8 protein-coding genes are annotated in these 13,821 nt (G+C 65.2%); 3 read left to right on the top strand and 5 right to left on the bottom strand.

Features of this window, described 5'->3' with window-relative positions:
- Positions 1 to 62 precede the first annotated feature (62 nt).
- The 3 genes from yoaA to mrcB form a co-directional block, all read right to left on the bottom strand.
- Entirely contained in the window at positions 63 to 2,075 is a 2,013-nt protein-coding gene (gene yoaA, locus AC3WJE_RS18550; RefSeq protein WP_493732305.1) for a DNA repair helicase YoaA, read from the bottom strand.
- Between the two features lie 124 nt (positions 2,076 to 2,199).
- Positions 2,200 to 2,724, bottom strand: a complete 525-nt coding sequence (locus tag AC3WJE_RS18545; protein ID WP_493732304.1) for a tetratricopeptide repeat protein — start codon at positions 2,722 to 2,724, stop codon at positions 2,200 to 2,202.
- Positions 2,725 to 2,727: 3 nt separating this feature from the next.
- The gene (gene mrcB / locus AC3WJE_RS18540) at positions 2,728 to 5,148 is read right to left on the bottom strand and encodes a penicillin-binding protein 1B (RefSeq protein WP_493732303.1); all 2,421 of its coding nucleotides are present in this window, start codon (positions 5,146 to 5,148) and stop codon (positions 2,728 to 2,730) included.
- An 80-nt stretch (positions 5,149 to 5,228) separates the two neighbouring features.
- On the opposite strand from mrcB, the gene AC3WJE_RS18535 reads away from it, so the two are divergent.
- From AC3WJE_RS18535 to AC3WJE_RS18525, 3 genes are read left to right on the top strand one after another with little or no spacing between them, the layout of a single operon-like run.
- Positions 5,229 to 6,524, top strand: a complete 1,296-nt coding sequence (locus tag AC3WJE_RS18535) for a glycosyltransferase family 4 protein (protein WP_493732302.1) — start codon at positions 5,229 to 5,231, stop codon at positions 6,522 to 6,524.
- A 21-nt stretch (positions 6,525 to 6,545) separates the two neighbouring features.
- On the top strand, positions 6,546 to 6,776 hold the full coding sequence (locus AC3WJE_RS18530; RefSeq protein WP_493732301.1) for a hypothetical protein: 231 nt from the start codon (positions 6,546 to 6,548) through the stop codon (positions 6,774 to 6,776).
- Complete coding sequence (locus tag AC3WJE_RS18525) at positions 6,773 to 9,337, top strand: glycosyltransferase family 4 protein (protein WP_493732300.1); 2,565 nt, start codon at positions 6,773 to 6,775, stop codon at positions 9,335 to 9,337. The genes AC3WJE_RS18530 and AC3WJE_RS18525 overlap by 4 nt, the downstream gene beginning before the upstream one ends.
- A gap of 34 nt (positions 9,338 to 9,371) precedes the next feature.
- Here AC3WJE_RS18525 and AC3WJE_RS18520 read toward each other — a convergent pair whose 3' ends face one another.
- Together AC3WJE_RS18520 and AC3WJE_RS18515 are read right to left on the bottom strand one after the other, a co-directional pair.
- The gene (locus AC3WJE_RS18520; RefSeq protein ID WP_493732299.1) at positions 9,372 to 10,856 is read right to left on the bottom strand and encodes a hypothetical protein; all 1,485 of its coding nucleotides are present in this window, start codon (positions 10,854 to 10,856) and stop codon (positions 9,372 to 9,374) included.
- A gap of 796 nt (positions 10,857 to 11,652) precedes the next feature.
- Positions 11,653 to 13,815, bottom strand: a complete 2,163-nt coding sequence (locus AC3WJE_RS18515) for a RelA/SpoT family protein (protein WP_493732298.1) — start codon at positions 13,813 to 13,815, stop codon at positions 11,653 to 11,655.
- Positions 13,816 to 13,821: the final 6 nt, after the last annotated feature.

The following is a 13,821-nucleotide window of genomic DNA, read 5'->3' as shown; positions in this document are numbered from 1 at the left end:
GCGTCAGATGTGGAGAAGAGACAGGGCCTTACCGGTAAAGCCCATCGCGGCTGAAGCCGCTCCTACGAGGAGGGCGTCATACCGAAAAACGCCCGTACCTCATCGATCTCACGCGTCCTGGCGAACGGCGGCAACGAATCCAGGAACTTGCGCCCATACCCCTTGGACAGCAGCCGCGGATCGCACAGCACCAGCACGCCGCGATCGCTCTCGCTGCGGATCAACCGGCCAACGCCTTGCTTGAGCGCGATCACCGCCTGCGGCAACTGCTCGTCGCGAAATGGATTGCCGCCCTCGCGCCGGATCGCGTCCAGGCGCGCCTCGAACACCGGCTCGTCCGGCGCGGCGAATGGCAGCTTGTCGATCACCACCACGCTCAGCGCCTCACCCACGACATCCACGCCTTCGCGAAAGCTGGCGCTGCCGAGCAGCACGCCGTTGCCGGAGGCGCGGAAGCGTTCCAGCAGCGTCGCACGCGGTGCCTCGCCCTGCACGAACAACGGCCACGGCCCATCGCGCAACGCTTCGGCAGCCTCGCGCAGCGCGCGATGCGAGGCAAACAGCAGGAATGCGCGCCCTTCCGAAGCCTCCAGCACCGGCCGCAGCACGGCGATCAATGCGGTGCCGAAACCACGCGCGCCCGGGTCCGGCAGGCCGGGCGGCAGATAGCACAGCGCCTGCCGCGCCCAGTCGAACGGACTGGGCTGCAGCAACGTCAGCGGATCACGCAGACCCAAGCGTGTGGCCACGTGCTCGAAATCGCCATCCACCGCCAGCGTCGCCGAGGTGAACACCCAGGCCGCACGGGTCTTCTCGCGGTGCTCGCGCAGCGGACCGGAAACGTCTAGCGGCGTGCGCTGGCAGCGGAAACCGCGCGGGCTCAGTTCGTACCAGAGAACGTCGGGATTCGGAATTCGGGATTCGAGATTCGCAGAAGCAGGGCCATCGGTGCCGTTGACGTCACCCAATCCCCAATTCCCAATCCCCAATCCCTGCTCTTCACCCAACCACCGCGACAACCGATTGCGCGCTTCCACCGCGCGCGCCGAGCAGCCATCCAGCCCCGGCGAAGCATCACGCAGCGGCTGCAACGCTTCGCCCAGCCGTGCCAGTGCGGTCATCACTTCGTCGAACCCGTCGCGCACGTCCGGCTTGGCCAGCGCACGCCACTGGGTACCGCGCGGTGGCAGGCCTTCCATCGCCACACGCAACGCGCGCAATGCCTCGTCGAGCATGCGCACCGGCTCCTGCAAGGCGGGCTGCGCACCGGCGACCAGCCTCGACTCGGCCATGCAATCACGCGCCAGCTCCTGCCACGGCCGCATGCCGAAGCTCTCGCCGAAGAAATTGGCCGCCAGCTCCGGCAATTGGTGCGCTTCATCGATCACAAATGCCTGCGCGCCCGGCAGGATCTCGCCGAAGCCCTCCTGCTTGAGCGCCAGATCGGCCAGCAGCAGATGATGGTTGACCACCACCAGGTCGGCCGCCTGCGCACGCTGGCGCGCCTGCACGACGAAGCACTCGCTCCAGAACGGGCAATCGGTGCCCAGGCAGTTGTCGACGGTGGAAGTCACCATCGGCAGCAGCGGCGAGTCGTCCGACAACGCCTCCAGCTCGGCCATGTCACCGGCGCGGGTACGCCCGCTCCAGGCGAGGATGCGCTGGAACTGCGCGACCTGCTCGGGCGTGGCAAACCGCGGTTCGCCGCGCGCCTGCTGCAGCCGGTACTTGCACAGGTAGTTGGCGCGCCCTTTCAGCAACGCGGTCTGCAGACCGACCCCGAGCGCGGCGCGCACACGCGGCAGATCGCGGTGATAGAGCTGGTCCTGCAGCGCGCGGGTGCCGGTGGAGATGATGGTCTTCAACCCCGACAGCAGCGCCGGCACCAGATACGCGAAGGTCTTGCCGGTACCTGTACCCGCCTCGGCCAGCAGCACATCGCGCTGGTCGAACGCATCGGCGATCGCCTCGGTCAGGCGCAACTGCGCCGGACGCGGCGTGAACGCATCAAGACGGCTGGCAAGCGCTCCACCCTCGCTGAGGGCTTCGCGGCTGGCGGTGGCTAGCAAGGACATGTGATTCGTGATGGGTGATTCGTGATTCGTGATTCGAAAAAACGAAGGCTCGCGTGGCTTCGCAATCAGGAGCAGGTGACGTTGCTCTTGCGAATCACCAATCACGAATCACCCATCACGGTCCTCAGTAGCGCTTGATCCCCGGCACCGTACAGCTCTCGATCTGCGCCTGCGCGGAAGCGGCGTTTTCCTTCTCGCCACGCGCCAGCCGCGACTGTTCGATCGTCGCCCAGTGCCGGCGGCACAGCGGGCCGGTCTTGGAGCCGAGATCGATCGCCTGCTTGGCGAAGCGCTCGGCGCCAGCGTAATCCTGCAGCAGCAGGGCGAGTTCGGCGCGTTCCTGCAACACGCCTGGATCGTTCGGCACCAGCTTCAATGCCTGGTCGAGCGCGGCGGAAGCGCCGGCGAGATCGCCCTTTGTACGCTTGGCCTGCGCCATCTCGTACAGGTCGCCGACCTGCGGATCGCGCAGCGGCTGCACCGACAGCTCGGTGTCGTCGACGCCTGCGATCTTGTCGATCGCGGCCATGCGCTGCGCTGGCGTGGTGGTATCGACCGGTGCCGCCGGCGGCGGCGGCGGCGCACTGGTGCAGGCCGACAGCGCAATGACGGAAACAACGGCGGCAAGGGCGTAACGCAGGTTCAACATGGACTATTGATCTCGTGACGGGTGTTCGGACGCCGGTTGTGCCGGCGCGTCCTTCTTGTCCAGTCCGAACCAGCTGCGCCAACCGCCGCCGCTCTCGCCCTGGCCATCCTCCGCAACCGGCGCCACCCCGGCGCTGCACGGCATATGCGCAGGAGCATAACCGGCGACGAACGGGAACTGGCGTGCCCCCGGGCATGACGGATCGGTCGCCGCCGAGCCGGTCGGCTCGACCCACTGCCAATCCAGCCCCTTGCCGGTGACCCGCAACGGCGCACTCGGCAGTCGCGTGAAGATGCCCGACCACACCCGCATCGCGCCGGTGGCACCGTACAGACCGGTCTGCGCGTTCTGGTCGTTGCCCATCCAGATCACCGCCAGGTGGTCGCCGGTGTAGCCGGCATACCAGCTGTCACGACCATCGTTGGAGGTACCGGTCTTGCCGGCCGGCGTCAGACGGCCCAGGCCGTCATTGAGCAACTGGTGGCCGGTGCCATTGCTGACCACCTGCTGCAATCCGACGCCGATCAGGTTGGCGGCGATCGAGTCGCCGTCCTGCGCCGGCGCCGGTGTCTTGTCGTAGCGCTTGAGCAGCTTGCCCTGCGGATCGAGCACGCCACGCACCGCATGCAGCGGCTGGATCTCGCCGCCCGAGGCGAGGAACTGATACAGCTGCGCCATCGCGTACGGGCTCTGATCGGTGGCACCGAGGATCAATGATGGATTGACCTCGGCCTGCACACCGGCCAGCACATGGATCAGCTGCGCCACCCGCTCCGGCCCGACCTGCATGCCGACCCGCACCGTGGCCTGGTTGTAGGAATGTGCCAGCGCATCGACCAGCCGCACCGTGCCATGGCTGCGGTTGTCGGAATTGCCCGGCGACCAGGTACGGCCGCGGCTGAGCTGCACCGTCACCGGCGAATCGTCGACCCAGCTGGACAGCGACCAGCGATCCGGCGAGGCCAGCGCCAGCAGGTAGACGAACGGCTTGAGCAACGAACCCACCTGCCGCTGCGCCTCGACCGCGCGGTTGAAGCCGGGCGTGGACACATCGCGACTGCCGACCACGGCCAGCACGTCGCCGTTGTGCACGTCGGTCAGCACCAGCCCGGCCTGCAGCGGCGGACGCTTTTTGCTCTCCAGCGACTTGATCGTGCGCGTCACCGCGCCTTCGGCATAGGCCTGGGCGGACGGCGACATGCCGGTCAGCACGCTCAAACCGGCGCCCTGCAGCGCACTCTCCGGATAGTCATGGGCAAGCTGGCGGCGTACCAGATCGATATAGGCCGGGAAGCGGTTGGCGGCGACCAGACCGGGCTCTTCCGGCACGCCCAGCGGCGCGGCCAGCGCGCGCTTGTACTCGGCATCGTCGATCAGGCCGCTCTCGCGCAGCTTGCCGAGCACAAAGTTGCGCCGGTCCAGCGCACGCTCGGGCGAGCGGCGCGGATCGTAGTAGGACGGCCCCTTCACCAGACCGATCAGCAACGCCACCTGCTCGGTGGTCAGCGAGCCCAGCTCGCGACCGAACCAGAACTCCGCGCCGGAGGACATGCCGTGCACCGCCTGACCCCCACGCTGCCCCAGATAGACCTGGTTGAGGTAGGCCTCAAGGATGGTGCGCTTGTCGTAACGCGCCTCCATGATCAGCGCATACAGGATCTCGTTGAACTTGCGGGTGACCGTCTGTTCCTTGCCGATCCCGAGCAGGCCGCTGCGCGCCAGCTGCTGGGTCAGGGTGCTGGCACCCTGGCGGGTGTGGCCGCCGCTGCGCAGCGTCACCCACGCCGCGCGCGCCATGCCGCTCAAGTCGATGCCATGGTGATAGTTGAAATCGCGATCCTCGACCGCCTGCAGGCCGGTGACCAGCAGCTCGGGCACTTCCTCCAGCCGCACCAGCCGGCGCTCTTCCTGCTTCTGCCCATACAGCGTGGCAATCCGCGCCGGGTCCAGGCGCGCGCTATTGATGCCGTTGCGGCTGGCGCTGTCGCGCAACCCAGCCACACTGCCGCCAGCCACGTTGACCTCGATCCTGCGCGCCGGCACACGGCCGTCCACATCGACATAGCCACGACTGGAGATCACGAACCGGCCGCCGTCCTGCTGATAGGTACCGGGCAGCTTGCCGGCACCGTCATCGCGGTAAGAAGCCGCATCCAGTTCAGTCTTGAGGGTCTTGGCATCGAGTGCCTTGCCCGGCGCCAGCACCAGCGGACGCGCATACACCCGGGTCGGGATCTGCCAACGCAGTTCGCCGAAGCGCTGGGTGACCTGACCGTTCAGGTACAGCGTGTAGGGAATGAGGAAACCCAGCGCAAGCGCCAGTGCCGCAAGCCCCCACAGGATCAGCCGGTTGCGCCAGTCGGGTGCGTCCGGCCGCATGTCGTCTGCCTCTTCGTCGAAATCGTCTTCTGCGCGGTACGCCACGGATATGCAAGAATGGGGATTCTCGCGAGTCTAGCTCAACCTGCATGCCCGTTGGTCCCGTTCCGCACAAGCATGGCCAGATGTCGCTGACGGATTTCCTTCGTGTTTATCTAGCGTTCCAGTGGCGCCAGCAGCGCTCGAAGCTGCATAGAGCGCGTATCGCGCTGCATTCTCGTGGACTTGCCGAGCTGGTCCGTCCTCGCTCCATCCCGACGCTTCCAGCACGCTCACCGGCACCCAGGCAAGGCATTGCCGATGGCGGCACAGAGCCACTTCGAGCCATGCCAGGCCGGCGCATCCTGATCGTCGATACAGAACCGCCGCGACCCGATCGCGACTCCGGCTCTGTGCGCTGCCAGAATTTGATGCGCCTGCTGGTATCGCTTGGTTACGCGGTAACCCTGCATTGCGAAGGACGCACTCCCACGCCGAGTGAAATCGACGAACTACGCACCATCGGTGTCGATACGTCCCCACGGACGGGTTCGTACCCGCACTGGCTCACCGAAAATCCGGACGACTACTGCGCCACAATCGTCTGTCGTTACCACCTCGGTCTTGTTTGGCTACCGTTGTTGCGCAAGCTGCTGCCACACTGCCTGCACATCCTCGATACCGTGGATCTGCATCACCTCCGCGAACTACGCGAGGCGGAGCTGCGCGGAAATGCTGGACTTCGTAGCGCTGCAGCCGCGACGCGCCGACACGAACTTAATGCCATCGGATTGGCCGACATGGCATGGGTAGTGAGCCCGGCAGAAAAGGATTACCTGCAAGAGCAAGTTTCCAGCACGCGCCTCGAGGTAATTCCCAATCTGCACGCAACGGTTGAAGACATCGCGCCATTTGCAGGACGCGCCGGCTTCATGTTTGTCGGCGGCGGCCGCCATCCACCGAATCTCGACGCCGCGGATTGGTTGCTGCGGGACATTTTTCCGCGCATCTGCTCCCAGCTCGGGCACGCGCACTTGCACTTGGTTGGTTCGGGCCTGGCCGAAGCACTGCGAGTCGATCCGCATGCTTATCCAGGCGTAAGTTTCCACGGGCATCTCCCGACACTCACGCCGCTGCTGTCCTCCTGCCGAGTCAGTCTGGCGCCGCTGCGTTTCGGCGCCGGCGTCAAGGGCAAAATCAGCGAGGCCATGGCCCACGGCCTTCCCGTGGTCACCACACCGAACGGTGCCGAGGGCATGCACCTGCGCGCAGGCATTGATGCACTGATCGGCACAGACGCAGCCACGATCGCTGAAGCCGCACTCCGCGCGCACGAGGACTCGGGACTCTGGCAGCAGCTATCCGACAACGGGCAACAGATCGTGCTCCAGCATTTCTCGTTGCGGAGCACGCGTGAGAAACTTTCAACGCTGCTCCCCTGAAATACCGGTTCCCAATATCCAATGTCGCTATCGTCGATCAGACTCATTATCGCCCGCAGCAACCTCCTCAAGCGTCTGGCGACCCGCACGCTGGCCGCATTCCCCGCGCTGGACCTTTGGACCAGGAACCGGATCAGCACAGAGTCCTATCGGCCTTCGGGGTTGCAGATCGGTGAGAAACAGCTTCCCGAAGCCGCCATCGACATCTACAACAAGCTGCTGGCCGTGGTCGGTACGGATCGCAAGTCGTGAGGATTCTTCTCGACCTGCAGGGTGCACAGACCCAGAGCCGCCATCGCGGCATTGGCCGCTACACGCGGGAAGTAACCAAGGCTCTGCTGCGACATGCAGGCAGCCATGACGTGCATCTTGCGATCAGCTCGCCGCTGGATCAGGCCATCGACGAGTTGATCACCGAATTCCGCCCTTGCGTGCCGCGCGACCGCTTCCACTACCTGCGATTGCCATACGGTACGTCGGAACACACGACCGCCAACGCCTGGCTGAATCGTGCGACTTCACGTTTGTTCCGATACGAAATCGAACGTTTGAAAGTGGATGTCGTATGGCATCACAGTGTTTTCGAAGGATACGACGAAGACGCCGTAATGCCCGACACCAAGCCGCTGCGCACAGCAAGCGCAGCGACACTGTACGACTTGATCCCACTGCACGATCCCGAGACCCATCTTTCCGGCACGCTGGTCAAGTCGTGGTATCAGCGTCGCGCAGACCGCCTTGCCGACGCAGACGCCTTGTTCTCCATTTCGGAATGGAGCGCCAAGGACGCCGTCGAGAGACTGGGCGTTGATCCTGCACGCATCTCGGTAATCGGTGCCGGCGTCGACGCCATGTTCCGGCCGGCTCAGCTGAATGAAGAAGGGAGGCACGAGCTATTCGAACGCCTGGGCCTCCGATCTCGCTATGTCCTCTACAACGGCGGCTTGGATCCACGCAAGAATATTTCTGCGCTACTGGAAGCCTTCGCCCAGCTGCCTGCTGATATCCGGGATCGGCACCAGTTGGTCGTGGTCGGTGACCACCGTGAGGTCCACAGGCAGCTGTCCAAACTATGCAAACGCATCGGCCTGGCGTCACACGAAATCGTGTTCACCGGTCGCGTCGATGACGCCGATCTTGTGGCCCTCTACAGCGAGTGCGCCCTGTTCGTCTTCCCCTCGCTGCTGGAGGGCTTTGGACTGCCTGTACTCGAGGCCATGGCCTGCGGCGCGCCAGTGCTGTGCAGCAACGCCACCAGCCTGCCCGAGGTCGCCGGCCGCGCTGACATGCTTTTCTCACCTGTGGATCGCAACGATCTTTGCGCCCGCATGGCATCGGTATTGAACGATGACAGCTTCGCTCAGGATTTGCGCGAGTACGGATTGCGCCGTTCCGCCGACTTCACCTGGGATGCCGTTGCCAAGCGCGTGCTTGCGGGACTGGAGACGTTGCATGCACGCCTCGCCCACGAGCGGAACGATCATTCGGCTGCACCGTCATCCACTGCACTCACCCAATCACGTGAAGATCAGGCAATCGCCGACCTTGCCTCCTTGCCGGGCTCCCCTAGCCGCGACGATCTGGCGCAAGTCGCATTCTCTCTCTGCATGACACGGACGCCACCTGAATCTCCACAATGGCTGATCGATGTCAGCAGCATCGCTGCCGGCGATATCGGCACCGGCACACACCGCGTCACTCGCAGCATCCTGAAAGAATGGCTGCGTCAAGCACCCACCGGGGTGCGCATTGCACCTGTGCGCTTCCACGATGGCCAATACCGCTATGCACGCGATTTCGTTGCACACCTGCTCGGCGATGAAGCTATCAGCCTGGAAGACGGTATCGCCTGCGCCTACCCTGGCGATACGTTTATCGGGCTCGACTGGGCTCCAGAAGCCCTCAACGCCGGCCGTACTCGCCTGCAAGAATGGCGCCGCGGCCAGGTCGCCACGTGCTTCGTCGTCCATGACCTGCTTCCCATCCGAATGCCCGGCCGCTTCCATCCCTACTCGCGCGATCTGTTCGAGCGCTGGCTGCATAACGTAGCGCATCTGGCCGACAACATTGCCTGCGTTTCCGGCACGACAGCAGCCGACCTGTCCACCTGGCTGGATGATGGCTCAGCTGATTACCAATTCCGAATCAGGCCAGCGGTGACTCATTTTCCGTTGGGAGCCAGCTTCGCGGACAAGCCGGTCGACTTTTCCGAGATCCGCACGCCGGTCAATGCCGCGCTGCATGCACGCCCTAGCTTGCTATTTGTCGGCACGCTGGAACCACGCAAGGGTCACGACCATGTCCTGCGCATCTGCGAGTTCCTTTGGAGTACAGGGCATGACGTCAATTTGGTTGTGGTGGCGCGACGCGGCTGGTCGGATGAAGCACTGGCCGAGCGCCTGACAAAGCACGAAGAAGCTGGACGCCGCCTGTTCTGGCTCAATGACGCCGAGGACGGCGAACTCTCCGCTTTGTATTCCCATTGCACCGCACTGCTGGCGCTCTCGGAAGGGGAAGGCTATGGCCTACCGCTACTGGAGGCGGCACATCATGGGTTGCCTGTGATAGCCCGCTCGCTGCCTGTATTCCGCGAGATCATGGCCGACTACCCCCATTATCTGGACAACGATACGCCGTCCTCTTGGCCGGCTGCCGTAGCCGAATGGTTACGGACACCTCCTGCACGTCAGGATTTATCCCTTCCCACCTTTCCATCATGGGCTGAAAGCGCGGACAAGTTGGCTACGCTGATCAGGGACGCCGGCAATCCTCAAACTGGATCCCTGAACGACGCTGCGCGAGCAAAACCATAGAGCGTGAATTCACCAGGAACGGCTTTCGTCGCTCCTATAACGGCTTATGCAATGTTGCCGCGTCCACGCGTTCGCGGAACTCAGCAAGTTCCGGTGTATCCCGATCGAGTTCACTCGCCTCCTGCAACGCCCGTCGTGCGAAACCGGCATCACCTGCACCCAGTCGCTCGCTGCCCACCGCAATCCAGCGCTGTGCCAGACGCCGGCGTGCCGCTGTCACCTCCGCATCGCGGGCGGCAGTGGCCTGCCAGGCGTCCAGGCAGACGCGTGCGGCGCGCAGGCGGTTGCCGCGCAATTCATCCTCGAAGCAACCGCGCGTGGCTTCGACAATACGCTTCACCGCATGCAGCACGCGCTTGTCCTGCGGCGCGATTGCCTGCGCCTCGCGCAGCTTGTCGTAGGCGCTGGCACCGGGCGGGGTCAGCCAGTCCTGCGCGGTCTCGGCCCGCTCCACCTGGTGTATCAACGTGCGCAGGCGGCGCTCGCGCTCGGCCGAGGACAGCCGTGGTGGACGTGAATCGTGAGCATCGCGTGCGCGTTCGACAGCCTGTCCGGCGGCCGCGATCGCTGCATTCCCCGCATCCAGCTTGCGCGCCTGCGCGAGCGCCGCCTCGGCGTCGTCGAAACGGAAATCCGCAGCATCGCGAATGGCCTCCGCCGCGAGAGCCGTGGCTACCCGTGACAGGTCATCACGCGCCCGCGCGTCGTCTGGTTGGGCCTGCGCCATCGCCTGGAAACTGCGTGCGGCGGCATCGAGCTGACCGCGCTGCAGTTGTGCCTCGCCCCTGCGCCGCTGCCGTTCAAGCAAACGATTGAACTCCGCCTGCGCTGCCGGCAGCTCGGCGTGCCCCGGATCGTAGCGACGCGCCGCGGCCAGGATCGGGCCGGCGCTAGCGATATCATCCTTGCGCAGTGCGGCCCAGATCTGCTGGATCAGATCGGACAGGGCATCCTCGCGCCCCTCCAGTGCCTCGGTGCGCTCCGGGGCCAGTTGCAGTACCTGCTGGTACAACGGCAACGCACTGTCCGGCGTGCCATCCAGACGCCCCTCGCTGCGTGCCTGCGCGGCCTGCGCCAGCAGCACGTCGAGGCCAGCGCCGTGGGCTCGCACCTGTCGCAATTGGTCCAGCAGCGGCCCGACCTGCACCTGCGGCACCTGCAGCGTCTGCGCCAGCGAAAGCCTGGCCGCAGCTTCGTCCAGACGCCCGGCTGCCAAGCTCGCACGCGCCTGTGCCACCGCTGCCAGACCGGTACGGGCGAGCCCGTCGCGGGCCTCGTCGCGATCGGCATCCAGCGCCTGTGCCGCATCGAACAATTCACGCGCACCGCTGCCATCGCCCGCGCTCAGACGCCCTTGCCTCAGCGCGATCTCCGCACGATCAAGCAATTGCTGGATCTGCGTATCCGGCCAGATCCAGTCCGAAAGCGGCCGCCTGAACACGAACGCCAGCACCACCAGTCCGAAAACCACGACCACCACGCCCCGCCACAACCGGCACGACTTGAGCGGCGACCACAAACGTGATCCAGCCCCTCGCAGTGTTCTTGGCATGCAGCAGCACCCTTCCCATGCGCGACCGGGTCCGGACGCGCTCACGTGCAAATGGTAGCCCCCATGGTGGTGATGCTGTCGAGAACCCCAGCAACAGAGCGCGGCGTTGCCGTTGCCGTTGCCCTTGCCCGTGATTTTGCCTTTGCAGTTGCCTTGGACTTTGACTTACCCGGGGGCCCCATCCGCAGCGACGGAGCCAGCGGGAAAAACCCCGCAGGGGCGACGTGCATGGATGCACGTCGTTTTCTGCCGCGGCATGGATGCCGCGTCAGAAAATCCCGCTGGCGCAGTGCACCCGTAGCGCAGCGAAGGGCGCGAGGACTGGGGCGTGTTTCTTTGGGTTACGTTTCTTTGCACGAGCAAAGAAAGGTGACTCGCTCCGAAGGAGCGAAAGCCTTGGCTGTTGCTGTTGCCATCACTGCAACCTCAAACCTAGAAGCAACGTCCATGGATCCCCGCTTTCGCGGGGATGACGGTAGAGAGATCACGCAGAAGTTACTGGGTCCCCGCCCACGCGGGGATGCCGGTAGGGAGATAACGTGGAAGTCGCTGGGTCCCCGCCTTCGCGGGGACGACGGTAGAGAGATTGCGGTTGCCGTTACCGTTGCTTCAATTGGCAAACCGAAGTATCGCCGGGAAAGCTCGTCGGGACTGAAGTCCCTCCCACAACCCCACGAACCCACAAGACTCACGGCACTCACGACATCAAGGGTAGAGCCCCATCGCGGCTGAAGCCGCTCCTACAAGAAGCGGTGGCAGACGGCTACCCCAACCGCCGCACCTCATTGACCCCAGGCAACGCATCCAGCTTCCCCAGCAACGTAGCCAACTGCCCGTAATCGGCCACCTTCAAGCGCAACCGCAACTGCGCCCGCCCACTGTCACGCACGTTGTCGCTATTGATCTCCAACACGTGCGCCTCCTCCTGGGCAATCAGGTTGGTGATGTCCTTCAGCAACCAGCGCCGATCCACCGCGCGGATCAGCACGTCCACCTCATAGCTGCCGCCAAGCTTGCCCCACTCCACCGGCAACACCCGCTGCGGATTCGCGGCGGCCAGTCGCGCCAACGCGACGCAGTCGCCACGATGCACGGTGACGCCACGGCCACGCGTGAGATAACCGACGATCGGCTCGCCGGCCACCGGCTGACAGCAGCGCGCCAATTGCACCAGCAGGTTGCCCACGCCCTGCACGGTGAACTTGGACTTGCCGAGGTCGTTGCGACGCGCGGTCGGACGCGGCATCGCCGGCGTGGCCGGCTGCGCGGCAGCGCGCTCGGCTTCCAGCAGCGCGCGACTGATCTGGTTGGGGCCGGTGTCGCCCAGCGCCACCTGGATGTACAGATCCTCCACGCTGTCGGCGTGGAACTTCTTCGCCATCGGCGCCAGGTCCGCCTGCAGCAGACCGAGCCGGCGCAGTTCGCGATCCAGCAATTCCTTGCCGGCCTGCACGTTGCGCACGCGATCGAGCTTGTGGAACCAGGCGCGCACCTTGTCGCGCGAACGCCCGCTGGCCAGGAAACCGTTGGCCGGCAACAACCAGTCGCGACGCGGATCGGGCTCCTTGGCCGTCATCACCTCGACCCGGTCGCCGCTGCGCAGGCGATAGGTCAACGGCACGATCCGGTTGTTGACCTTGGCACCACGGCAACGGTGCCCGACCATCGTGTGCACGTGATAGGCGAAGTCCAGCGGCGTGGCGCCCTGCGGCAGATCGATCACCTCGCCCTTGGGCGTCAGCGCGTAGACGCGATCCTCGACCAGCTCGGCGTCCAGCGCGCTGGCCAATCCGGCCTGCTCGCCTTCCTGCGACTGTTCCAGCAGTTGCCGCATCCAGGTGATCTTGCGCTCGAACGCCTTCTCCGAGCCGCGTCCGCCCTCCTTGTACTTCCAGTGCGCGGCCACGCCCAGCTCGGCCTGCTGGTGCATCTCGTGGGTGCGGATCTGGATCTCGATGGTGCGCCCTTCCGGGCCGATCACCGCGGTGTGCAGCGAGCGGTAGTCGTTGGCCTTGGGCCGGGCGATGTAGTCGTCGAACTCGCTCGGCACCGGCGCCCACAGCGCATGCACCACGCCGAGCGCGGCATAGCAGTCGGCGACGCTGTCGACCATCACCCGCACCGCGCGGATGTCATAGAGCTGGTCGTAGGCCAGCCGCTTCTTCTGCATCTTCCGCCAGATGCTGTAGATGTGCTTTGGGCGGCCGCTGACCTCGGCCTTCAGGTCCTGCTCGGCCAGCGATTGCGAAAGCTGGTGCTTGACCGCCTCGATGTAGTGCTCGCGCTCGACGCGGGTCTCATCGACTTCGCGTGCGATGTGACGATAGGTATCCGGCTCCAGATAGCGGAACGCCAGATCCTCCAGCTCCCACTTCAACTGCCAGATGCCGAGCCGGTTCGCCAGCGGCGCGTGGATGTCGCGGGTGAGCTGGGCCAGCGCGCGACGCTGTTCGTCCGGCAGCTCGGTGGCGGCACGCATCTTCGCCAACTGGCGGGCGAGCAGGATCGGCACGACGCGCAGATCATGGATGATCGCCAGCAGCAGCCGGCGCAGGCCCTCACTGTTGCGGCCGGCGTCGCGGCCAGCGTGCAGTGCCCAGACCTGATCGGCAGCGTCCTGGCCGTCGAGCAGGCCATCCACCGCGATCCGGCGCTGCGGCTCCGGCCAAGGCAACTCGGCCGACTTCGCACGCAACGGCGGCAGGTCGAACAACAACGCCGCCAGCAGCGTGGCCTCGTCGGCCGAGAGCAGTGCCAGTGCATCGAGCGTATCGGCCAGTACCGACCAGGCTACCGGTGGCTCGGCGGCAGCGGACGGACGTGCCTGCCAGGTTCGTGCCAACGCCTCGCGCAGCTCCGGCGCCAGGACGGAGGCGGTCGGGCGCTGCAACAGGGCATCCATGCCATGGGAGGAAGAAAGCGTCACTGCGGG

This window comes from Pseudomonas sp. GW821-FHT07E12 (assembly GCF_058986605.1).
Note: the sequence above shows the minus strand (reverse complement) of the source record. Positions and strands in the feature narration are given on the sequence as shown.

Bases quoted from the DNA above. Each gene is read 5' to 3' on its own strand.
- AC3WJE_RS18535 (WP_493732302.1), top strand. From the start codon at position 5,229: ATGTCGCTGACGGATTTCCTTCGTGTTTATCTAGCGTTCCAGTGGCGC.
- AC3WJE_RS18530 (WP_493732301.1), top strand. From the start codon at position 6,546: ATGTCGCTATCGTCGATCAGACTCATTATCGCCCGCAGCAACCTCCTC.
- yoaA (WP_493732305.1), bottom strand. From the start codon at position 2,075: ATGTCCTTGCTAGCCACCGCCAGCCGCGAAGCCCTCAGCGAGGGTGGA.
- AC3WJE_RS18545 (WP_493732304.1), bottom strand. From the start codon at position 2,724: ATGTTGAACCTGCGTTACGCCCTTGCCGCCGTTGTTTCCGTCATTGCG.